At 63.8% G+C, this 20,933-nt stretch carries 20 protein-coding genes; 9 read left to right on the plus strand and 11 right to left on the minus strand.

The window, feature by feature from the left end:
• Positions 1–205: 205 nt before the first annotated feature.
• Positions 206–2,281 carry a bifunctional diguanylate cyclase/phosphodiesterase gene (locus NP945_RS24480; protein ID WP_256747772.1) on the plus strand — a complete coding sequence of 692 codons (2,076 nt, stop codon included), beginning with the start codon at positions 206–208 and terminating at the stop codon, positions 2,279–2,281.
• A gap of 125 nt (positions 2,282–2,406) precedes the next feature.
• The gene (locus NP945_RS24485) at positions 2,407–3,048 is read left to right on the plus strand and encodes a LysE family translocator (RefSeq protein WP_127271180.1); all 642 of its coding nucleotides are present in this window, start codon (positions 2,407–2,409) and stop codon (positions 3,046–3,048) included.
• Between the two features lie 6 nt (positions 3,049–3,054).
• Here NP945_RS24485 and NP945_RS24490 read toward each other — a convergent pair whose 3' ends face one another.
• The 3 genes from NP945_RS24490 to rlmN are packed head-to-tail and all read right to left on the minus strand — an operon-like array spanning position 3,055 to position 5,215.
• Positions 3,055–3,534 (minus strand): hypothetical protein, encoded by a 480-nt coding sequence (locus NP945_RS24490; protein ID WP_256747773.1) that lies wholly within the window; start codon positions 3,532–3,534, stop codon positions 3,055–3,057.
• Positions 3,534–3,983: a hypothetical protein gene (locus NP945_RS24495; protein WP_127321011.1), complete on the minus strand. Its 450-nt coding sequence runs from the start codon at positions 3,981–3,983 to the stop codon at positions 3,534–3,536. The genes NP945_RS24490 and NP945_RS24495 overlap by 1 nt, the downstream gene beginning before the upstream one ends.
• Positions 3,980–5,215: a 23S rRNA (adenine(2503)-C(2))-methyltransferase RlmN gene (gene rlmN, locus NP945_RS24500; RefSeq protein ID WP_256747774.1), complete on the minus strand. Its 1,236-nt coding sequence runs from the start codon at positions 5,213–5,215 to the stop codon at positions 3,980–3,982. The genes NP945_RS24495 and rlmN overlap by 4 nt, the downstream gene beginning before the upstream one ends.
• A 158-nt stretch (positions 5,216–5,373) precedes the next feature.
• On the opposite strand from rlmN, the gene NP945_RS24505 reads away from it, so the two are divergent.
• Positions 5,374–6,729, plus strand: a complete 1,356-nt coding sequence (locus NP945_RS24505; protein WP_256747775.1) for a chloride channel protein — start codon at positions 5,374–5,376, stop codon at positions 6,727–6,729.
• Between the two features lie 68 nt (positions 6,730–6,797).
• Here the strand turns inward: NP945_RS24505 and NP945_RS24510 are convergent, their stop codons facing one another.
• The 3 genes from NP945_RS24510 to NP945_RS24520 all read right to left on the minus strand — a co-directional run bounded on the left by NP945_RS24510 (position 6,798) and on the right by NP945_RS24520 (position 8,353).
• Positions 6,798–7,301 (minus strand): invasion associated locus B family protein, encoded by a 504-nt coding sequence (locus NP945_RS24510; protein ID WP_127268363.1) that lies wholly within the window; start codon positions 7,299–7,301, stop codon positions 6,798–6,800.
• A 269-nt stretch (positions 7,302–7,570) separates the two neighbouring features.
• Positions 7,571–7,933 carry a YkvA family protein gene (locus tag NP945_RS24515; protein WP_128307367.1) on the minus strand — a complete coding sequence of 121 codons (363 nt, stop codon included), beginning with the start codon at positions 7,931–7,933 and terminating at the stop codon, positions 7,571–7,573.
• Positions 7,934–8,056: 123 nt separating this feature from the next.
• A complete protein-coding gene (locus NP945_RS24520; protein WP_023811314.1) occupies positions 8,057–8,353 on the minus strand; it encodes a 4a-hydroxytetrahydrobiopterin dehydratase in 297 nt (98 codons plus the stop codon).
• Between the two features lie 50 nt (positions 8,354–8,403).
• On the opposite strand from NP945_RS24520, the gene NP945_RS24525 reads away from it, so the two are divergent.
• Complete coding sequence (locus NP945_RS24525) at positions 8,404–8,922, plus strand: low molecular weight protein-tyrosine-phosphatase (RefSeq protein ID WP_256747776.1); 519 nt, start codon at positions 8,404–8,406, stop codon at positions 8,920–8,922.
• Here NP945_RS24525 and thpR read toward each other — a convergent pair.
• Positions 8,826–9,422, minus strand: coding sequence for an RNA 2',3'-cyclic phosphodiesterase (gene thpR / locus NP945_RS24530; protein WP_127268359.1), 597 nt, complete (start codon positions 9,420–9,422; stop codon positions 8,826–8,828). The two genes, NP945_RS24525 and thpR, sit on opposite strands and share 97 nt — an antisense overlap.
• A 125-nt stretch (positions 9,423–9,547) precedes the next feature.
• The gene (locus tag NP945_RS24535; RefSeq protein ID WP_127268358.1) at positions 9,548–10,192 is read right to left on the minus strand and encodes an arylesterase; all 645 of its coding nucleotides are present in this window, start codon (positions 10,190–10,192) and stop codon (positions 9,548–9,550) included.
• An 85-nt stretch (positions 10,193–10,277) separates the two neighbouring features.
• Here NP945_RS24535 and NP945_RS24540 point away from each other — a divergent pair, with 85 nt between their 5' ends.
• The 4 genes from NP945_RS24540 to NP945_RS24555 all read left to right on the plus strand — a co-directional run bounded on the left by NP945_RS24540 (position 10,278) and on the right by NP945_RS24555 (position 15,209).
• Positions 10,278–10,973 carry an ABC transporter ATP-binding protein gene (locus tag NP945_RS24540; protein WP_127296344.1) on the plus strand — a complete coding sequence of 232 codons (696 nt, stop codon included), beginning with the start codon at positions 10,278–10,280 and terminating at the stop codon, positions 10,971–10,973.
• A complete protein-coding gene (locus tag NP945_RS24545; RefSeq protein WP_127329349.1) occupies positions 10,973–13,522 on the plus strand; it encodes an ABC transporter permease in 2,550 nt (849 codons plus the stop codon). The genes NP945_RS24540 and NP945_RS24545 overlap by 1 nt, the downstream gene beginning before the upstream one ends.
• A 228-nt stretch (positions 13,523–13,750) precedes the next feature.
• Positions 13,751–14,530 carry a Bax inhibitor-1/YccA family protein gene (locus NP945_RS24550; protein ID WP_127271172.1) on the plus strand — a complete coding sequence of 260 codons (780 nt, stop codon included), beginning with the start codon at positions 13,751–13,753 and terminating at the stop codon, positions 14,528–14,530.
• A 106-nt stretch (positions 14,531–14,636) separates the two neighbouring features.
• Complete coding sequence (locus NP945_RS24555) at positions 14,637–15,209, plus strand: GNAT family N-acetyltransferase (protein WP_256747777.1); 573 nt, start codon at positions 14,637–14,639, stop codon at positions 15,207–15,209.
• Between the two features lie 109 nt (positions 15,210–15,318).
• Here the strand turns inward: NP945_RS24555 and NP945_RS24560 are convergent, their stop codons facing one another.
• Both NP945_RS24560 and NP945_RS24565 read right to left on the minus strand, forming a co-directional pair.
• A complete protein-coding gene (locus NP945_RS24560) occupies positions 15,319–15,705 on the minus strand; it encodes a DUF2794 domain-containing protein (RefSeq protein ID WP_127269004.1) in 387 nt (128 codons plus the stop codon).
• Between the two features lie 607 nt (positions 15,706–16,312).
• Positions 16,313–17,113, minus strand: coding sequence for a thioredoxin family protein (locus NP945_RS24565; RefSeq protein ID WP_127269003.1), 801 nt, complete (start codon positions 17,111–17,113; stop codon positions 16,313–16,315).
• Positions 17,114–17,285: 172 nt separating this feature from the next.
• Here NP945_RS24565 and NP945_RS24570 point away from each other — a divergent pair, with 172 nt between their 5' ends.
• A complete protein-coding gene (locus NP945_RS24570; RefSeq protein ID WP_256747778.1) occupies positions 17,286–17,963 on the plus strand; it encodes a ceramidase domain-containing protein in 678 nt (225 codons plus the stop codon).
• A gap of 41 nt (positions 17,964–18,004) precedes the next feature.
• On the opposite strand, the gene acnA is transcribed toward NP945_RS24570, so the two are convergent.
• A complete protein-coding gene (gene acnA, locus NP945_RS24575; protein WP_127273510.1) occupies positions 18,005–20,695 on the minus strand; it encodes an aconitate hydratase AcnA in 2,691 nt (896 codons plus the stop codon).
• Positions 20,696–20,933: the final 238 nt, after the last annotated feature.

Consider the following 20,933-nt stretch of genomic DNA (forward strand, 5'->3'; position numbering starts at 1 on the left):
CATGCACGGCTTCTGGTCCAGCGCATGGCCGGGGGCGGCCGGCAGCGAAAACAATCTGCTGCAATCAAAGGCTGCATTTGCTGGAGGGACTTAATCAAGTTTTCACGCCGTGCCGCTAACACTTACGACAAAGCCGCCTTGACCACGTTCCGGGCGGCTTCTTGCCTGCTTTGTCGTGGGTGTCCTCGGACTCGGGCCGTTCTTGATGCGCGTTATATCATGCATCGCCATGGAGCATAATCTGTGGCTTGTCCTGCTGGCGGCGCTGATGTGCGTCACCGGCTGCTGGGTAACGATCGGCCTCTTCGACCGTTCGAGGAAAACCACCGGCGTGCAGATGAAGGGCTGGCTGTTCCTGACCGCGGTTGCCGCCGGCTCGTCGATCTGGTGCACCCATTTCATCGCCATGCTGGCCTACCAGCCCGGCGCGCCGATCACCTTCGATCCGGTCCTGACCATGGCATCCCTGGTCATCGCCATCATCGGCACCGGGCTGGGCTTCACCCTCGCATCCGGCAAGAGCCGGCGCCTGGCTCCGGAATGGGGCGGCATCGTCGTTGGCCTGGCGATCTCGGCCATGCACTACACCGGCATGATGGCTTATCACGTTGCCGGCATCGTCGAATGGGACGGCTCCTATGTCGTGGCCTCACTGGTCATCTCGGCGGTGTTCTCCGCCTTGGCCGTCGGCCATGCCGTGCGCCGGCCATACCGCTGGTCGCATTATCTCGCTATCGGGCTGCTGGTGCTGGCGATCGTCGGCCTGCATTTCACGGCTATGGCCGCGGTGGCGGTGACGCCGCTGTCCTTCATCAGCACAGGCACCAATCCCGATATTCTGGTGGCAATGGCGGTCGCCGTCGCCGTGGTGGGCCTGATCGTCGCGGCCACCGGCTTCGCCAGCTATCTGATCGATGAGCGTGGCCGTCTGGAGAGTTTCGAGCGGCTTCAGCATCTCGCCCTCAACGACGCCCTTACCGGCCTTCCCAACCGGGTCTCCTTCAACGACCGCCTCGACCATGAGATCGACCGGGCACGCGAGGGCGAGGACACAATGACGGCGGTCATCGTCATCGATCTCGACCGCTTCAAGGAGATCAACGACCTCAGGGGGCATGCGGCCGGCGACCAGGCGCTCAAGATCGTCGCCCGCAGGCTGGCGAAACTCACCGGCGACGGCGAGTTCGTCGCCCGGCTCGGCGGTGACGAGTTCGCCGCGATCAAGCGCTTCAAGGATCAGAAGGACCTTCTCGGGCTGGTCTCGCGGCTGGAGAAGTCGCTGTTCGAGCCGTTGCGGCTCGACGATTTCGAAATCGCCGCGGGCGCCAGCATCGGCGTCGCGGTCTATCCACGCGACGGAGCCGACCGCGAGCGGCTGGTCAGCAATGCCGATCTTGCCATGTACCGGGCGAAGAACGACGTCACGCGAGCCGTCTGCTTCTACGAATCCGCCATGGACGAGACGGCGCGGGCGCGCCGTGCCTTGGCCTCCGACCTTCGCCAGGCGATCGACCGCGGCGAGCTTTCGCTGCACTATCAGGTGCAGACCTCGGTCCCGACCGGCGCCACCTGCGGCTACGAGGCGCTGCTGCGCTGGACCCATCCCGTGCACGGCATGATTCCGCCCGCTGAATTCATCCCGATTGCCGAAGAGAACGGCTCGATCATGGCGATCGGCGAATGGGTGCTGCGGACCGCGTGCCGCCAGGCGGCCTCGTGGGGCAATGGCCACAAGATCGCGGTCAATCTGTCACCGGTACAGTTCGCCCATGCCGATCTCGCCAAGCTCATCCATCAAATCCTGATCGAGACCGGGCTGTCGCCGAAACGGTTGGAGCTGGAGCTCACCGAATCGACGATCGTCGCCGACAAGGTGCGCACGCTGCATGTCCTGCGCCAGATCAAGGCGCTGGGGGTGACGATCGCGATCGACGATTTCGGCACCGGCTATTCATCGCTCGATACGCTGCGCTCGTTTCCCTTCGACAAGATCAAACTCGACCGCTCGTTCATGGCTGACGTCGAGCGAAGCCCGCAGGCCAAGGCCATCATCCGGGCGGTGCTGACGCTGGGCCGCAGCCTCGACATTCCGGTGCTTGCCGAAGGCGTCGAGACGCATGTCCAGCTCACCATCCTGCAGGTCGAAGGCTGCAACGAGGCGCAAGGCTATTTCCTCGGCCGGCCCAAGCCGATCGACCAGATCACCGGGGACGCCGATCACCGCAACGATCAACTCGTCGCGGAGGAGCCGGCGAGGATGCGGCTGAGCAGGCAGGCATAGGACGCCGCGGCCGGCCGTCCAGCGAATGCCTTGCGGACGCCTTCTGGATCGACATCGGGTGGCTGCTGTGTCTGGCATCGTCATGGCGCATCCTGTATAGGCCTCCCAATTCCCTGGGGCCGCTCATGTCGTTCATTCCAGACACCGCCACGCTGATCCAGTTCGCCATCGCCACGGTCATCCTGGCGATCACGCCGGGTCCGGACATGACGCTGTTCGTCTCGCGCACGCTCAACCAGGGCCGTGCCACCGGCTTTGCCTCGATGGCCGGCGCGCTGTGCGGCACGCTGATCCACACCACGCTGGTGGTTGTCGGTGTCTCGGCGCTGATCGTCGCCTCGCCGATGGCTTTCTTCGTGCTGAAGATCTTCGGCGCGGGCTATCTCGTCTTCCTGGCCTGGCAGGCAATCACCAGGGGCTCGGCCTTTTCGCCGGAGAAGAAGACAGGCCCCGAGATTTCGCTGTTGCGCAGCTGGGCGGCGGGCCTTGGCGTCAATCTGCTCAATCCGAAGATCATCCTGTTCTTCATGACCTTCCTGCCGCAGTTCGTCTCTGCGCATGATCCGAACGCACCGGGAAAGCTGTTTTTCCTTGGGCTGATGTTCATCGTGCTGTCGGTGCCGGTGACGGTACCGATGGTGCTGGCGGCGGAAAAGTTTTCGGCGGCGATGAAGGCCAGCCCGCGCGTCACGCGGGTGGTCGACTATCTCTTCGCCGGCGTGTTCTCCGCCTTCGCCCTCAAGATCCTGACGGCCCAGGCGAAGTAGGCGCCGTCATCCTGTCTGGCCATCTTCTTTTGAGTCTGGTTCGCCTTGCCACCAGCTTGCGGCCCAGCGCCCGGCGCTGAGCCAATAAAAGATACCACCGACCATGCCGCTGCCGATCACGGCCATGATGGCGCTGGTGTCCCTGACGGCGAAGGCGGTGTCACCGCTGTGGTCGGCAAGCCCGAGGAAAACACCGGCAACCACCGCGCCCGCCAGCGCATAGAACAGCCAGTCGCGCCGGCCGAGGATTTCGGCAAGCAGGATGACGACAGAGGCCGGCATCAGGGCGAAATAGGCGACGAACAGGGCGGCGAAGGGAATTGAGAAATACAGGGAAGCCGTCGCCGTCGGGTGCGCATGCTCCGGCGTGTAGCCGAGCGATGCCAGCAACAGGATGTTGAGGAAGGCGCTCGCCGCCAGCGAGGCGACGGCATAGCCGAACAGGATGACGGTGAAACGGATGAGATAGCCGACGAGACGCGCCATCAATCCCGGCCCAGAGTCTGTCGCGTGCCGGATCTGCGTCCAGCCAGAAGCCAGTAGACCGAACCGGCGGCGATGCCGGCGGTGGCGAGAAAACCCAGAAAGCCCGGATTGAAGACAAAGCTGCTGGCCGAGCGCGGCATGGATACGCCAAAGGCGATGGACGTGATCGCACCCGTGGCGGCGAAGTAGAACCATCCCCGCAGCGAAAACCGTTCGGCGACGAAGAGCGCCGGACCGACGATCAACAGCGCGCCGATCATCACGGTCAACACGGCGAGCGGGAACGAGCCCAGCCAGTCGAAGGCGAAAATGATGGACCAATTGCCGTCCTCGATGCCTTCCAGAAGAGCGATCAGCAGCACCGGCACCAGGATCGAAGTCAGCACCGCGGCGACATAGCCGACCGCCATGATGGCGAAGCGTCTTAGCCAGGCGACGGGGCGGCTCACGCCTCGCCGTGCCCCGCTATCATCATCGCTTCCAGCGCCAGCCGGTCGACCTTGCGCATGCGCTCGGAGTCGGATTTGAGCTGGCCGCAGGCGGCGAGGATGTCGCGGCCGCGCGGCGTGCGGATCGGCGAGGCATAGCCGGCATTGTTGATGTAATCGGCGAATTTCTCGATCGTCTCCCAGTCCGAGCACTGGTAGTTGGTGCCCGGCCACGGGTTGAACGGGATCAAATTGATCTTGGCCGGAATGCCCTTGAGCAGCTTGATCAGGCCCTTGGCGTCCTCGATGGAATCGTTGACGTCCTTCAGCATCACATATTCGAAGGTGATGCGCCTGGCGTTCGACAAGCCGGGATAGGCGCGGCAGGCGGCGATCAGCTCGTTGAGCGGATACTTCTTGTTGATCGGCACAAGCAGGTCGCGCAGATCGTCATTGGTGGCATGCAGCGAGATCGCCAGCATGACGCCGATCTCCTCGCCGGTGCGGAAGATTTCCGGCACGACGCCGGAGGTCGACAGCGTGATGCGGCGCTTCGACAAGGAAAGGCCGTCACCGTCGGAAGCGATCAGCAGCGCCTTCTTGACCGCTTCGAAATTGTAAAGCGGTTCGCCCATTCCCATCATGACGATGTTGGACACTTTGCGGCCCTCGGCCGGCACGATGGCGCCGTCGGGCGTGTCGCGGTCGGGAAAATCGCCGAGCCGGTCGCGGGCGGTGAGCAGCTGGGCGAGGATCTCCTCAGCCGTCAGATTGCGCACCAGCTTCTGCGTGCCGGTGTGGCAAAACGAGCAGGTCAGCGTGCAGCCCACCTGCGAGGAGATGCACAGCGTGCCGCGACCCTCTTCGGGAATGTAGACAGTCTCGATCTCGACCGGCCGGCCGGCGCCGCGCGGCGGAAAGCGGAACAGCCATTTGCGCGTGCCGTCGGCGGAAATCTGCTCCTCGACGATCTCGGGCCTGGCGACGGTGAAGTGCTTGTCCAGTTCGGCGCGCAGATCCTTGGAAATGTTGAACATGCCGGCGAAATCGGAGACGCCGCGCACATACATCCAGTGCCACAGCTGCTGGGCGCGCATTTTCGCCTGGCGCTCGGGCACAGTGCCTGATGCAACCAGAGCCTCGGCGAGCTCGACCCGCGTCAGGCCGATCAGCGACGGCTTTTCGGGCTGTGCCGCGCGGGCGCGCAACGCGTCGCGGGCGCCGTCAGTGGTGAGATCGAATGAAAGGGTCATGGTTGCACTGATATAAGCGGTTTGCGGCCGATTTCACGCATCGTGCCGGAAAGGAAGCGCGGCGCATAGCACAGGTTGAGGGCAGAGTCATGGGTTGTGCCGGTTTAACCTCTGGCCTGCACGTGTTAGGGCTCGATACTCCCCGCTCGAGGACAGACATGGCCGGCACATCGCGAAGATATCCCATGCTGCGGCGTTCGCGCGCGATGTGGGGCTCACGGCGGGTGTGGCAGCCGCGCCTGGTGTTCTGGGCCGGGGCGCTTGGCATCGGTGTGATCAGCGTGCTGTTCGCGGTGCTGGCGGACAGGGCGCAGGAACTGTTTCACCTGATGACAGGAGACGGAGGCGGCTGGCGTTTCTATCTGCCGCTTGCCGTTACGCCGTTGGGTTTCGTGCTGTGCGCCTGGCTTGCCCACACCTTCTTTCCCGGCTCGCAAGGCAGCGGCATTCCGCAGGCGATCGCCGCCCGCCATCTTCGCGACGACGAGGACCGAAGTCATATCCTGTCCCTCAAGCTGGTGGTCGGCAAAATCATGCTCACCATCGTCGGCCTGTTCTGCGGCGCCTCGATCGGCCGCGAGGGTCCGACCGTGCAGGTCGGCGCGTCGCTGATGCTGCAGGCGGCGCGCTGGGGCGGCATGGCGCAGGCGCGGGGCCTGATCCTGGCCGGGTCGGCCGCCGGTATCGCCGCCGCCTTCAACACGCCGCTGGCCGGCATCGTCTTCGCCATCGAGGAGATGGGCCGCACCTACGAGGCGCGTACCAACGGGCTGGTGCTGACGGCGGTGATCCTGGCCGGCCTCGCCTCGCTCGGCCTGCTCGGCAACTACACCTATTTCGGCGTCGCCAAGGACACGATCTCGTTTGCCGCCGAGTGGCCGCTGGTGATCGCCTGCGGCGTCATCGGCGGCGGGCTCGGCGCGCTGTTTTCGCTGCTGGCGTTGAAGGCGACACGCCGGATCCGGCGCTGGAACACTGGGCAGCCTTTGCAGCGCGCTTTGCTGGTCGCGGCCGTCTGCGGGCTGCTGGTTGCAGTGATCGGCATCGCCTCGGGCGGGCTGACCTTCGGCACCGGTTACGTGCAGGCACGGGGCGCCGTCGAAGGCACGCCGCTGCCATGGTTCTTCTTTGCCGAAAAGTTCCTGGCGGGACTGCTGTCGATGATCTCGGGCATTCCGGGCGGCATCTTCGCGCCCTCGCTGGCGGTCGGCGCCGGCATCGGCAGTTCGCTCGGCCTCCTCTTCGGCGCCAGCACGGGGGCTGCGGCACTGCTCGGCATGGCCGGCTATTTCGCCGGGGTGGTGCAGGCGCCGATGACGGCCTTCGTCATCATCCTGGAGATGACCGGCAATCACGACAATGTCATCGCGCTGATGCTGGCCTCGATGCTGGGCTACGGTACGGCGCGGATGATCTCGCACGAGCCGCTCTACCACGCGCTGTCGCGTGTTTTCATCGCCGAGGCGATCCGGCGGCGGCGGGCGGAGGCCGGGCCGGGATCGGCGCAAGGCTGAAAGCAAAAAGGCCGGGCTTCGCGGCCCGGCCTTTCATTCAAAGCGAAGTGCGTGCCTGCACTCCTTGCCTATTTGCACTTGGCAATCGACGTCAGCGCCGCCGAAATACCTTTCAGCGAGAAGACATAGGAGGTGGGATTGCCGCGGCCGGACTTCGCCGTCACCTTCATGTCGGTGCCGGTCTTCATGGCGGCGATCAGCACCGGCTCCTCGGCGGCATTCTCGACCCAGGCCGATTTTCCGCGGGTGAACATCGAAAACGTCTTCTTGTCGATGGTCACGGTGGCCTTGGAGCCGTCCTGGAAGTTGTAGCCGGCAATGAATTGCGGCTCGTAGGACACTTGCTGGCCGGGCCGCTGGCTGACGAAGAAGAACATGTCGCCATGATCGAGCGTAGGCGGCTGCTTGTCGGTCGGCACGGTCAGGACATAGCAGACCTTGCCGCCCGATGCCTGGTAACTGTAGGTGCCCCAGGCATTGTGCTGGCCGATCTTGGTCGCCGACTGCGCCAGCGCCGGCGCTGCCACGGCCACCAGGACCAGGCTCGAAACTAGTGCAATTAATCCGCGCATCGCTTTTCCCGTATTCCAAATGGTGCGGAGGCAGGCCGGCTTGGCGTCCTGCCCGTCGCTTCATTTTGATTTAATCTGGGTTACCAAACGGTGAATTTCCGAAGAGAAAAGGATCCTTACCCGAGGAAACCGCCGCCATTCCCGCGCCGCCGCCTTGCGAGCGGCTGGCGCGACATCCCTTTGGCGACTTGGAGGCCACGAAAGCGGCAAGAGTTTGACTTTTTACGCTGCCGCAGAAAGCCGGCTTCAACGGCGTTCCGTGCGTGAGTTCAGCCCTTGTCGGCCATGGCGTCCCTGGCGGCTTGCCGGTGCGCAGTGGTGATGTGGGCACTGACGGCGGTGATCGCGGCGGTGAGCACGGCGATGTCGTCGGTGAAGCCAAGCCCGAAGACGAAGTCGGGGATGACATCCACCGGCAGCACGAAATAACCGAGCGCCGCGAGCAGAATGCCTTTGGCGCGCAGCGGGGTGTTCTTGTCCATGGCGCAGTAGTAGGCGGCCACGACCTCTTCCATGTAGGGGATCTGCCGCGCGGCCTTCTTGGCTGTGCGCCAGAATTTCTCGCGCACTTCGCTCTCGTTTGCCAGCTTGCCGCCAAAGCCGAAGAAATCAAAACCGGATTGTTGCGCCATCAGTGTCTCCTTGCGAGCGCCCATGCGCATCCGGCGCATGCCCGCGGGGGAAAATGTGGTGAAACCCGACCCCGGCTACAAGATGCCGGTGCCGATTTGGGCTTGTCGAGGCGATACCAGGCCTCAGGCGCCGGCAAAACGGTTCATTTTCTTGGCCAGATCGATATCGAGCGCGGTGACGCCGCCGGCGTCGTGAGTGTTCAGCGTCACATCGACGGTCTTGTAGACATTCGACCAGTCGGGATGATGGTCCATCGTCTCGGCGGCAAGCGCGACGCGGGTCATGAAGGCGAAAGCCTCGGAGAAATTCGCGAAGGTGAATGTGCGCTTGATGGAAGCGCCGTCTTCCGCCAGCGCCCAGCCGTCAAGACCGGTCAATGCGGCTTCAGCGGCTTGCCTGCCCAGTTTCTCTCTCGCCATGTCCATATCCTGTGATATTCGAAAACGACCCTTACCATAGCGACGGATCGATGAGCGCGAAGCCCATAAACTCCATTCTCTTCGTCTGCCTCGGCAATATCTGCCGGTCGCCGCTGGCGGAAGGTGTCTTCCGCGCGGTTTGGGCCGAGCGCGGGTCGGCCCGGGATATCCTGCTCGATTCAGCGGGAACCAGTGACTGGGAGGCCGGCTCTGCCCCCGATCGACGCGCGATCGCGGTCGCGGTGCGGCACGGCGTTGACATTTCCGGGCAAAGGGCGCGCAAGGTCACGCCGCAGGACCTCCACCGTTTCGACCTGATCCTCGGCATGGACCGGTCGAATGTCGCCGACCTGAAGGCGCTGGCGCCGGCAGCCGTGCAGGACCGCATCCATCTGTTCCTGGAGTTCGCGCAGGGAAAGGCACGCGACGTGCCGGATCCTTATCATGACGAGGCAGAAGCCTTCGCTTCCGCCTATCGCATGATCCGCGAGGCGTCGGAGGCGCTGGCGACAAGGCTGGACGCGCGGGCGTCCGTGCCTGACAGCGGCCAGGCTTCCTCGACGATGTAGGGTCCACCGCCGACCGAATCGCGCGACGACATCAGCACGAAACGGCCGACGCGGAACGGCAGCGTCGAGAAATTGCCGCGCGCCGACAGATATTGGGCGACGTCCAGCGGGGTCGAATTGCGTAAGCGTGCCAGCGTGACATGCGGCATGAACTTGCGGGGATCGGCCGGGATGCCGAGCCGCTGGCAGATGCGGTCGATCTCGCCCTGAAGGGCGGCCAGACCGGGCGAGGCGGAAGCGCCTGCCCACACCGCATGTGGCTTCTTCTGGCCGAAAGCGCCGACGCCGGACAGCGCCAGCGAGAAGGAAGGGCGGTGGACGCGGTCGAGCGCGTTGGCGATCTCGTCGGCGACATGGCCGGGGACATCGCCGATGAAGCGCAGCGTCAGATGGTAGTTTTCGACATCGATCCAGCGGGCTCCCGGCAAGCCGCCCCGCAGCAGGGACAGCGAAAGGGCAGCGTCACGCGGAATTTCGAGGGCGGTGAAAAGACGCGGCATGAAGAGCCTCCCTTCCTCGAATCGAACTGTCATCCCCAGCGAATCATCGATAGTCAAACGGAGCAAGAGGTTTGTTGGTCACAGTCCCTGTTAAAAGCCCCCTGCGCGGAAACAGTTCCAATCCGCTAGGAATCGCCCGGCACTGCCGCGATCACCTTCTCGACCGTCGGCAGGATGCGTTCGACTATCTGGTCGACGCCTTCAACGCTCGGATGCAGGCCGTCCTCGAGTTGCATGCCGGGCTGGCCGGCGACGCCGTCGAGAAAGAACGGGTAGAGTACGACGTCGTATTTCTTCGCCAGGTCCGGAAAAATGGCGTCGAACGCATTCTGGTAGTCGGGGCCAAGATTGGGTGCGGCACGCATGCCGGCCAGAAGCACGGCAATCTTGCGCTGCTTCAGCTTGCTCAGCATCTCGTCGAGGTTCTTCCTGGTGATGTCGGGCGAAACGCCGCGCAGCATGTCGTTGGCGCCGAGTTCGAGGATGACCAGTTGCGTGCCGTCGGGCACCGACCAGTCGAGCCGCGCCAGGCCACCGCTCGTCGTGTCGCCGGAAACGCCGGCATTGGCGACGCTCACATCATGGCCTTTGGCGCGAAGGGCAGCCTGCAGCCTGTCGGTAAAGCCCTGGTCAGGCCCAAGGCCATAGCCCGCCGTCAGGCTGTCGCCGAAGCCGACGATTTTGAACGGCTCGGCACGCGCTGACGGCATGGCGCCGCAAATGGCGAGGAAAACCATGAGGCCTGCGGCAATACTGCGTTTGAAAGACATGCGGCAGGCCCCATATGAGCTAGGAATTCTTCAGTCGACGGCTTCCGGCAAGCAGAGCCTTCCCAGATTATAGGACGATTTCATTTTGACAGAAGCCGTCATCGCGCTGAAAGATGTATCCCTGACCCTTGGCGAGGGCGCTTCATCGGTCCATGTGCTGAAGGGTGTCAGCCTTGATGTGGCGACCGGGGAGGCGACCGGCATCGTCGGGCCTTCGGGCTCCGGCAAGTCGACATTGCTGATGGTCCTGGCAGGCCTGGAAAGGGTCGATTCGGGTACGGTCCGAATCGCCGGCGAGTTGCTCAACGGCAAAAGCGAGGACCAGATTGCTTCGTTTCGTGGCCGAAACATTGGCATCGTGTTCCAGTCCTTCCATCTCATTCCCAACATGACGGCGCTCGAAAATGTCGCGGTGCCGCTGGAGCTGGCCGGCCATGCCGATCCGTTTTCGGTGGCGGCGCGCGAGCTGGAGGCGGTTGGCCTCAGCGACCGCGTCACCCACTATCCCGGCGAATTGTCGGGTGGCGAGCAGCAGCGCGTGGCGATCGCCCGCGCATTGGCGCCGTCGCCGCGCATCTTGATCGCCGACGAGCCGACCGGCAATCTCGACCAGGCGACCGGGCGGCAGGTCGCCGACCTCCTGTTTGCCAAGGCGGCCGAGCGCGGCATGACACTGGTGCTGGTGACCCATGATCCGGCGCTCGCGGCACGCTGTTCGCGCCAGGTATCGATGCGCTCGGGCCGGATCGAGGCGCCGGCGCCCGTCAAGGTGACGGCCTGATGCCGCTGTCCCGGACGTTGAGGCTCGCGGTCCGCTTCTCGTTGCGCGAGATGCGCGGCGGCCTGTCCGGCTTCCTGATCTTTCTCGCCTGCATCGCGCTCGGCGTCGCAGCCATCGGCGGCGTCAACTCGGTGGCGCGTTCGATCACCGCCGGTGTCGCAAATCAGGGCCAGACGCTGCTGGGCGGCGACCTTCGCTTCGAGATCAATCAGCGTGACGCCAGCCAGGCGGAGCGCAGCTTCCTTGACGGGCTCGGCACAGTTTCCCGGACCGCCAGCATGCGTTCGATGGCGCGTCTGGCCGACGGATCCGACCAGGCGCTGGTCGAGGCCAAGGCGGTCGACCATGCCTATCCTCTCTATGGCACGCTGGAGACCGAGCCGGCACTGTCGAAACAGGAACTGTTCGGCGAAGAGTTCGGCGTCTTCGGTGCGGCGGCACCCGACCTTCTGTTCGAGCGGCTGCACGTCAAGATCGGCGACCGGCTGAAGCTTGGTACCGCCACTTTCGAACTGCGCGCCAGGCTGGTCGCCGAACCGGACGCCGTGTCCGACGGTTTCGGCTTCGCGCCAAGGCTGATGATCTCGACGGACGGGCTGGCGGCCACTGGACTGATCCAGCCGGGCAGCCTGGTCGAGAATGCCTACAAGATCCGCCTACCGGCAGACGCCGACGAGGCGCGACTGAAGGGCGTCCAGGACCAGGCGGCCACGGATTTCCCCGAAGCAGGCTGGTCGATCCGCACACGCAGCAACGCGGCGCCCGCGCTGTCGTCGAACATTGAACGTTTCTCTCAGTTCCTGACCCTGGTCGGGCTGACGGCGCTGGTGGTCGGCGGTGTGGGCGTCGCCAATGCGGTGCGCGCCTATCTCGACGGCAAGCGCGGCGTGATCGCCACCTTCAAGAGCCTGGGCGCTTCGGGCGGCTTCGTCTTTGCCGTCTATCTGGTGCAGATCCTGATCATTGCCGCATTGGGTATCGTGCTGGGCCTTGTGCTCGGCGCGCTGATGCCGTTCGCAGCGAGTGCGGCCTTGCAATCCGTCATTCCGGTGCCGGCCGCAGGCGGCTTCTATCCCGGCGCGCTCGGCATGGCGGCGCTATTCGGCCTGCTGGTGACGTTGGCTTTCGCGCTGCTGCCGCTCGGCCGCGCCCGCGATGTGCCGGCAACCGCGCTGTTTCGCGAGATGGGGCTGGAAGGCCGCGGCTTGCCGCGCCCCGCCTATGTCGCGGCGGCCATAGGCATCGCGCTGTTGCTGGCGGCGCTGGCCATTCTGTTTTCCGGCGACCAGCGCATCGCCTCGATCTTTGTCGGCGCTACCGTCTTCGCCTTCCTGGTGCTGCGCGTGGTCGGCGCACTGGTGCAATGGGCGGCCAGGAAGAGCCCGCGCGTGCGCTTCGTGGCGCTCAGGCTCGCTATCGGCAACATCCATCGGCCAGGCGCGCTGACGCCATCGGTGGTGCTGTCCTTGGGGCTCGGCCTGACGCTGCTGGTGACGCTGGCGCTGATCGACGGCAATCTCAGGCGGCAGATCTCCGGCAGCCTGCCGGAACGGGCGCCGAACTTCTTCTTCGTCGACATCCAGAGCGCCGATGTCGCGTCTTTCTCGGCGCTGATCGGCAAGGAGGCGCCGCAGGGCGTACTGGCCAAGGTGCCGATGCTGCGCGGCCGGGTGATGGCGCTGAACGGTATCGATGTCGACAAGGTGAAAGTGCCGGCGGAAGGCGCCTGGGTGCTGAGGGGCGACCGCGGCCTGACCTATGACACCAGGCAGCCGCAGAACGCGACGTTGACCGAGGGCAGTTGGTGGCCCGAAGATTACAGCGGCGAGCCGCTGGTTTCGTTTTCGGCGCAAGAAGGCAAGGAGATCGGGCTGAAGCTCGGCGATACCATCACCGTCAACGTGCTCGGACGCAATGTCACCGCCAGGATCGCCAATTTCCGCCAGGTCGAGTGGGAGACGATGGGCATCAATTTCGTCATGGTGTTCTCGCCCAACACATTCGCGGGCGCCCCGCATGGCTGGATGGCGACGCTGACCGAAAAGAGTACCTCGACGGCCGACGACGCCCGCATCCTCAACGCCGTCACCCGCGCCTTCCCGGCGGTGACGACGGTGCGGGTCAAGGACGCGCTCGATGTCGTCAACCGGCTGGTCGGACAGCTCGGCTCGGCGATCCGAGCCGCGGCCGGCGTGGCGCTGATCGCTTCGGTGCTGGTGCTGGCCGGCGCGCTCGCCGCCGGCAACCGGGCGCGCATCCATGATGCGGTGGTGCTGAAGACGCTGGGGGCGACACGCACGACGCTGATATCGGCCTTCTCGCTCGAATACATGCTGATCGGACTGGCCACCGCCATCTTCGCGCTGGCGGCGGGCAGTGCGGCGGCCTGGTTCGTCGTCGCGCGCATCATGACATTGCCGTCGCATTTCATGCCCGAGGTGGCAGTGGCGACCATTCTGTTTTCGCTGGTGATCACGGTCGGCATTGGTCTTGCCGGCACCTGGCGGGTGCTCGGCCACAAGGCAGCACCGGTGCTGCGCAATTTGTGACGACAGGCCCGGAAATGGGCATCCTGGATTAAATCTTGGTAAGAAAGCCCTCCGAAAAGCCGAGGAATCGGCACTTCGCCCTCTCACGAACCGTTACATCCGGTTACGGACTTGTTCTTGACGCGAATAACCATCATATTTCGCCACAGGCATGCTGGAGCCCTGCCAGCGGCGCCTGGGTCCGGAAGGACCTGACACCCGACGGGGCAGAAGCAATAGAGGACTACAATGGCTGATCCCATTCGCAACTACCAGACGCGCGCCGTGCCCGGCGTCAGCGTCGGTGCCGACATCGATCAGGGCCTGCGCGCCTATATGATCAGGGTCTACAATCTGATGGGGCTTGGCCTCCTCATCACTGGTCTTGCCGCGATCGGCACGATCATGCTGGCCACCACCACCGATCCGGCTTCGGCTGTCGCGACGCTGCCAAGCGGCGAGATGCTGACCTCCTTCGGCTACGCGATCTTCGGCTCGCCGCTGCGCTGGGTGGTGATGCTGGCGCCGCTGGCTGCCGTGCTGTTCCTGTCGTTCCGCGTTCAGTCGATGAGCGTTTCGGCGGCGCAGACGACGTTCTGGGTCTATGCCGGTCTCGTCGGCCTGTCGCTGTCTTCGATCTTCCTGGTCTACACCACGGCCAGCATCTCACAGACCTTCTTCGCCACGGCCGCCGCCTTCGGTGCGCTGTCGCTGTTCGGCTACACCACCAAGCGCGACCTGACGGCGATGGGCTCGTTCCTGATCATGGGCGTGTTCGGCATCATCATCGCGTCGGTGATCAATATCTTCCTGCAGTCGTCGGCGCTGTCCTTTGCCGTGTCGGCGATCGGCGTGCTGGTCTTCGCGGGCCTGACCGCCTATGACACGCAGAAGATCAAGGAGATGTATTTCGAGGGCGACACTTCCGACGTCGCCGGCCGCAAGGCGATCATGGGCGCTCTGACGCTCTATCTCGACTTCATCAACCTGTTCATGTTCCTGCTGCAGTTCATGGGCGACCGCCGCTAAAGCGGCATTGGACCATCAACTTCCGGAAGGGCGGCCCAACGGCCGCCCTTTTCTTTTGTCTTTGCCCTTGCTGTTATTGCGAGCAGAGAAACGGCATGCATAAACAATGAGCAATATTGCGATCCGGCCCGCCACGGTGGCCGACCTCGACAGCGTCACGGACATCTATGCCGATGCGGTGACCCGAGGCACGGCGAGCTATGAGCTGGAGCCGCCGAGCCGTGCGGAGATGGGTGTTCGATTCGACAGCCTGACGGCCGGCGGCTTTCCTTACCTGGTGGCGGAGAAGGACGGCACCGTTCTCGGCTACGCCTATGCCGGCGCCTTCCGGCCACGCCCGGCCTATCGCTTCATCGTCGAGGATTCGGTCTATGTCGCGCCCGAGGCCAAGGGCCAGGGCGTCGGGCTCAAGCTGATGCAAAGCCTGATCGAGGCAGTGACGACGGCGGGCTTTCGCCAGATCATCGCGGTGATCGGCGATGGCCGTCCCGACAGCGCCTCGGTGCGGTTGCACGAAAAGCTCGGCTTTCGCCATTCGGGACGCCTTGAAGGTTCCGGCTACAAGCATGGGCGCTGGCTGGACACGGTGTTCATGCAGCTGTCGCTGAATGGCGGTGCGACGCTGCCGCCCGATCCCGAATCGCTGCCGGAGCGGAAGTTTCGCCTTAGGGGGAACTGAAGAATTGAAGAATTGAAGAATTGAAGAAGATAGCGTCAGGCGTCGAGTGCCCTTTTCATCAATTCTTCAATTCTCCAGTTCTTCAATTCCCCTGCTCTAATTCCCCAGCTCAGGCTTCGACCAGCTTCAGCTTGCTGTCGAACACACCAAGCACGCGGCCAAGTTCCTGACCACGCTTCAAGATGCGGCCGCCGGCGGCGATGACGGCAAAAGCGCCCTGCTTGCGGGCCAGTTTCGGATCCTTGACGATCTGGAACAGCGGCACTTCGCTGGTGCGGCGGAATACGGAAAACACAGCGCGATCCGCAAGATGATCGATGGCGTAGTCGCGCCATTCATTGGCGGCGACCATGCGGCCGTAGAGCCTGAGGATCTGGTCCAACTCGCGGCGGTCGAACCGCACCGGCTGATCGAGACGTTCGCGTCGCGCCTCGTGCAGCGGGATCAATATCGCGGATGCGTCCCCATCCCCCGTCCCGCCGCTGTCATCGGTCATGCCTCGATCCTTCAAAATGAATCTTTGCCAACCAAAGTTGGCGTGTTCGCGACTGAATTGCAAGGCCCGGCGAACCAAGCCCCGCGCCGCGCTGTTTCCGTCACGTCCAGTCACTTTTATGAAACGCCGTGTTGGAATTGGTGATGTTCCGCCACATTTCTGCCTTTTTTTATCCGCGCTCATGCCCCAATGTCCGACGAATTTACCGGTGTTGCCTGAGACGGTTCGGTCCGGCACCGGCTCGTAAACCCCAAGCCCCCCGCCCACGGGTCTGCGTCGGATCGAACCAACCTCGGTTCTTCTTCGGAAGAATCGGGTGCGACGATCCCAAAACCTAAATGACCGACGTCAGAAGCAAGCTGACGTCGGTTTTTTATTGGGTGAGAAGCGGTTCGCGCAGCGAACGAAAAGCCAATTGCTTGGCTTTTCGAGCTTCGAACGCCCTGAGCCTGCGAAGGGCCGGGCGTGGTTAGTCGATCCACCCTGCCGGGTCCGCGCTGCTTCGCAGCGTCCCGGCGTTCGCCGGCCTTCATCGTGCCACCGGCACGATGAATTCGCCTTCGACGAACCGGCTGCTCGCCCCACAAGGGGAGAAGGAAAGAAGGCCTTAAGGCTTGTGGATGAACGCGGCGCCGAGAATGGGACCGGGCATGCCGTCCTTGCCGACCGACTGCAGCAGCACGGCGCAGCCGCCCTTTTTGGCAATCTCGCTCATCGGCAGTTCGTAGCGTTGTGCCTTGCCATGCCACATGCCGGCGGTCTGTATCCCGGTGACTGCGTTCCAGTAGGTCATCTTGCGGCCGGTGTTCTCGCCCTCGCCGACCTTGACCGTCTGCGGCGGGTCGAAATAGACGATGACGACATGGGCGTCGCTGGGGCCGTTGCCGGCATCGCCAGCGTCGATCGTCACACGGTCGCTGGTGCGGCTGACCTTGACGGCGACGCGCATGCCTTCGCCGCTCTTGGCCATGCGGGCGAGCGCGCCATCGACCTCGCCGCGGCTGGCACCGTTGACGTGGACACGGCCATTGATAACGGCCTGCGGCGTATAGACGGAGCGGCTGCCGAAGGCGCGCATGTAGTCGTATTGCCGCTCGGTGTTCTCCTTGCGGCCCAGCGTATCCTGCCAGCCGAGATAGTCCCAATAGTCGACGTGATAAGCGAGCGCGACGATATCTTCCTTGGCGGCAAGTTCGGAGAACAGCGTATCGGCCGGCGGGCAGGAACTGCAGCCCTGGCTGGTGAACAGTTCGACCACGCCCAATGGCCTGTCGATCTGGGGCCTGTCGATCTGGACCCGGTCGGCATGGGCGCGATCGGATTCGCCGGCATGCCCGGCGCCGGCAGACGCCGAGAAGGCCAGCGCAAGAGCTGCCAGCCACAATGATTTTCGCGAGGCCATGGCCATTCCGATTCCCGCCGGTGGTGCCGGCTTTATCTTGATTGCTAAAATATGTGGCAGAAGCGGAAGTCAACGGGAAGTCACGTTGCGGTGAAATTTTGCCATTGCAGCCGACCGCAACCCCGCAATAGGAAGGATCTGCGCTTCAGGATAGAAACCGATTCGGGCGACAATCACGATGTGGCAAACGTTTTTGGCGCCAGTCGACCTCTATTGCGAGCGGACCGGCCCGGAATTCTGGTCCGAACCGGTAAACGCCCTGACCAACCTCGCCTTCATCGCCGCCGGCCTGTGGGGCGTGCGCGAGGTGCGAAGGCTGGGCACCGGCGCCTTCGCCGAGGTGCTGGCCTGGTGGGTGGTGGCGATCGGCATCGGCTCGACGATCTTCCACACCTTTGCCACCAAGGGCACGGTCTGGGCCGACGTGCTGCCGATCGCCGGCTTCACGCTGGCCTACACGCTGTTCAATCTGCGTCGCTTCCTCGGCATGCGATGGGGCAAAGCCATCGCCATCTTCATCGCCTTCTATGTGATTGCCGGGGCGATAACCCTGGCCGTGCCGGACTGGCTGCGCCAGGCGTCGAACGGCACGACGGGCTATCTGCCGCCGTTCCTGGCGCTCGCCTTCTTCGGTGTCTGGGTGACGGTGAGCGGCAATCGCGCCGGCTGGTATAATCTGGCGGGATCGGCGATCTTCGTCGTGTCCGTCATCTGCCGGATGATCGACCCGGTGATCTGCGGCAGCTTTCCGCTCGGAACGCACTTCCTCTGGCACATCCTCAACGGCGTGATGCTCGGCGTGCTTTTGGCGGCAGCGGCGCGGTTTGGGAAGCCTAAGGTAGGCAGTAGGCAGTAGGCAGTAGGGGCCTCTATTCCCTACTGCCTAGTCCCTATTCCCTAAGCTGCAAGATCGCGCAGCACGTATTGCAGGATGCCGCCGTTCTTGAAGTAATCGAGCTCATCCAGCGTATCGATGCGGCAGATGATCGGCACGTTCTTCACCGTGCCGTCGCCATAGGTGACCTTGGCGATCATCGTCTGGCGCGGTTTGATGGTGCTCAAGCCGTCGATCTCGACCAGCTCGTCTCCCTTGAGGTTGAGCGATGCCCATGAGGTGCCTTCCTCGAAGACGAAGGGGATAACGCCCATGCCGACCAGGTTCGAGCGATGGATGCGCTCGAAGGACTGGGCGATGACCGCGCGGACACCAAGGAGATTGGTTCCCTTGGCGGCCCAGTCGCGCGACGAGCCGTTGCCGTATTCGACGCCGGCGAAGACAACCAGCGGCACGCCTTCTCTTTTGTATTCCATCGCCGCGTCGTAGATCGATTCCTCTTCCTTCGACGGGTAGTGGATGGTGTAGCCGCCCTCGCGGCCATTCTCGCCCAGCATGTGGTTGCGGATGCGGATGTTGGCGAAGGTGCCGCGCATCATCACCTCGTGGTTGCCGCGCCGCGTGCCGTACTGGTTGAAGTCGGCGACGCCGACGCCGTGGTCGGTGAGGTATTTGCCGGCCGGCGAGGCCGCCTTGATCGATCCGGCCGGCGAAATGTGGTCGGTGGTGATCTTGTCGCCGAACAGGCCGAGCACGCGGGCGCCCTTGATATCGCCGATCTTGCCGAAACCTGACGTCATGCCGGCGAAATAGGGCGGGTTCTGCACATAGGTCGAGTTGTCGTCCCACGCATAGGTCTGGCCTTCCGGCGCCTTGACGTTCTGCCAGTACTCGTCGCCTTTGAAGACATCGGCATATTTGCGGGCGAACAGCTCGCGGGTGACGTTCTTCTCGATGAACTCCTGGATTTCGGCCGAGCTCGGCCAGATATCCTTGAGGTAGACCGGCTCGCCGTTCTTGTCCTCGCCGAGCGGCTCGGTGGTCAGGTCCTTTGTGACGGTGCCGGCCAGCGCGTGTGCGACGACCAGCGGCGGCGACGCCAGATAGTTGGCCTGCACGTCGGGCGAGACGCGGCCTTCGAAGTTGCGGTTGCCGGACAAGACCGCGGCAGCGATCAGGCCCTTGTCGTTGATGGTCTTCGAGATCGGCGCCGGCAGCGGGCCGGAATTGCCGATGCAGGTGGTGCAGCCGAAGCCGACCAGGTTGAAGCCGATCTGGTCGAGTTCCTTCTGCAGGCCGGATTTCTCCAGATACTCGGCGACCACCTGGCTGCCCGGCGCCAGCGAGGTCTTCACCCACGGCTTCTGCTTCAAACCGAGGCGGTTGGCGTTGCGGGCCAGGAGGCCGGCGCCGATCAGCACGCTCGGGTTCGAGGTGTTGGTGCACGAAGTGATGGCGGCAATGACGACATCGCCGTGACCGAGATCATGGTCGGTGCCTTCGACTGCGTAGCGCTTGGAGATTTCGGCGGCCTTCTTGTATTCGGTCTCCATCGCCTTGGCGAAACCTTCCGGAATGCCTTCAAGGGCGACGCGGCCCTCGGGCCGCTTGGGTCCGGCCATCGACGGCACGACGGAGCCAAGTTCCAGCTCGAGCAGATCGGTGAACACCGGATCGGTCGAGCCGGTCTCACGCCACATTCCTTGAGCTTTGGCATAGGCCTCGACCAGCGCGATGCGGTCCTCGCTGCGGCCGGACATTGTGAGGTAGCGGATGGTTTCCGAGTCGACGGGGAAGAAGCCGCAGGTGGCGCCATATTCGGGCGCCATGTTGCCGATGGTGGCGCGGTCGGCCAGCGTCATGTTGGAGAGGCCCGGCCCGAAGAACTCGACGAACTTGCCGACGACGCCCTTCTTGCGCAGCATCTGGGTGACGGTGAGCACGAGGTCGGTGGCGGTGACGCCCTCTTTGAGCTTGCCGGTGAGGCGGAAGCCGATCACCTCAGGCAAAAGCATGGAGACAGGCTGGCCGAGCATGGCCGCCTCGGCCTCGATGCCGCCGACGCCCCAGCCGAGCACGCCAAGGCCGTTGATCATGGTGGTGTGCGAATCGGTGCCGACGCAGGTGTCGGGATAGGCTGTCGTTTCGCCGTCCTCGGTGTTGGTCCACACCACCTGGCCGAGATATTCGAGGTTGACCTGATGGCAGATGCCGGTGCCGGGCGGCACGACGCGGAAGTTGCGGAATGCCTGCTGGCCCCATTTCAGGAATTTGTAGCGCTCCTCGTTGCGCTCATATTCCAGCTCGACATTGCGGGCGAAGGCCATCGGCGTGCCGAATTCGTCGACGATGACGGAATGGTCGATGACGAGGTCGACCGGCACCAGCGGGTTGATCTTCTGCGGATCGCCGCCGAGCGAGGCCATGGCGTCGCGCATCGCGGCAAGGTCGACCACGGCCGGAACGCCGGTGAAATCCTGCATCAGCACGCGGGCCGGGCGATAGGCGATCTCGACGCCGGCGGTGCCCTTGTCGGTCAGCCAGCCGGCCACCGCCTGGATCGATTCCTTGGTGACGGAGCGGCCGTCTTCGTTGCGCAGCAGGTTTTCCAGCAGCACCTTCATCGAATAGGGCAGCTGCGAGATGCCGGTGAGACCGTTCTTCTCGGCCTCTATGAGGTCGAAATAGGCATACTCCGCGCCGCCTGCGGTCAGCGTGCGGCGGCAATTGAAACTGTCGAGGGATTTTGACACGTGCGATCCTTGTCTGTTCAGCCTGAAAGGGAACGGACGCCGATGGCATGCAATCACGCGCAAAGGTGCGGGTACGGCCATTTCCGCTGTCCGTTCCCAAGCAACCCGAGCCGTTCAAGGCGGCGCGTGCGCTGGTTCGGCGCTAATTCTGTTCCCGTGCCGACCGCTGGCACGGATGCACCGCATATAGAGAATTTTCTGGAATAGTTCTAGACAGTTGGAAAGCAAATTTGTGCGA

Source organism: Mesorhizobium sp. LMG17149 (assembly GCF_024518695.1).
GTDB lineage: Bacteria > Pseudomonadota > Alphaproteobacteria > Rhizobiales > Rhizobiaceae > Mesorhizobium.